At 62.0% G+C, this 1,202-nt stretch carries 1 pseudogene; it reads right to left on the reverse strand.

What is annotated here, in order from left to right:
* A pseudogene (locus ACMZ42_RS27200) lies at nucleotides 1-1,202 on the reverse strand (hypothetical protein); the annotation flags it as partial.

Consider the following 1,202-nt stretch of genomic DNA (forward strand, 5'->3'; position numbering starts at 1 on the left):
CTAAACTAAAAACAACTGAGAAGATCGGGCTGAGGACAGAATTCCACCACCAGGAGACAACTTCAGCGATGGCATTGAATGCCGTCGTGATGCCATCCCACATAGGCTTGATGCCATTGGTCCACAGCCAGACAGCCGCACCAGCGACAGCATCGAAAGCTGGCTTGATCGCGGAATTCCACAGCCACATGGCCGCATCGCCGACAGCCTTCAGCGCGCCTTGAACGAGATTCCGGAAAGTCTGGGACTTCTTGTACGCGATGACGAAAGCGGCGACCAGCGCCACAATCGCAATGACGATCAGGGTGATCGGGTTGGCGCTCATCGCGGCATTGAGCAGCCACGTCGCCGCCGCCTGTGCCTTCGCAGCCACCACGCCGGCCTTCTGGGCCAGTGTCAGCTTGCCCTCCGCTGCCGCCATGCCGTAGGTGGTGAACGCATACGCCTGCTGGGCAGACCGCACCGCGAGCAGGACACTCTGGTAGGCGGCCATCGCGGACCGTGCAGCCTTGATCCCCAGCGCGGCGACCTTCCACGCCGTGTACGCGCCGACCAGCGTCGTGACCGTGCCCTGGTGTTCCTTCATCAATTTGGCCAGGGCCTGAATGGCTGGCACCAGCACCGCATTCGTCACGGTCGCGAGCGCGTCCACCGTGACCAGCAGCAGCTGCCACGTGGAAACCCCGATGGTCGCAGATGCCTTCGACAGGGACCCCACGATGTCCTTGATCGCGGGACCAAGATTCCTGGCCGCCTGCGCCACCTTGTCGAAGATGGACCTGAGCCTGTCCATCGTGTCCGTCTTGAGCTGCTGCGTAGACGGGCTGGCGATCAGCTCACGGATTTTCGCCGTCAGCTCACTGGCCTTCCCGATGAGCGCTGTAGCGGCCGGCACCACCTTGCCCGTGATGACACCGGCAAAGCCCTCGGCGAAGGGGGCGATCTTCCCACCAGCGTTATCGAAGAAGGTCGTGATCCCGTTGAAAACGAGCTTCGCGACGGGGAACACGTCCTGGATCAGGGTCGCGCCGAACCGGCCCATTGCGGCGCCCATGTTCGCGAAAGCGCCCTCAGTCGTGTTACCCGACTTCAATGCGGCTCCGGCGATGTTCGCCTCAATGGCCTTCTGGAAGGTTTCGAAGTCGACTTCCCCGGCGGACACCATCTTGGCCGCATGTGACTGCTTGTGGAGCTTTTGTTTG

It is taken from the genome of Lysinibacillus sp. NPDC056185 (assembly GCF_047737915.1).
Lineage (GTDB): Bacteria > Bacillota > Bacilli > Bacillales_A > Planococcaceae > Lysinibacillus.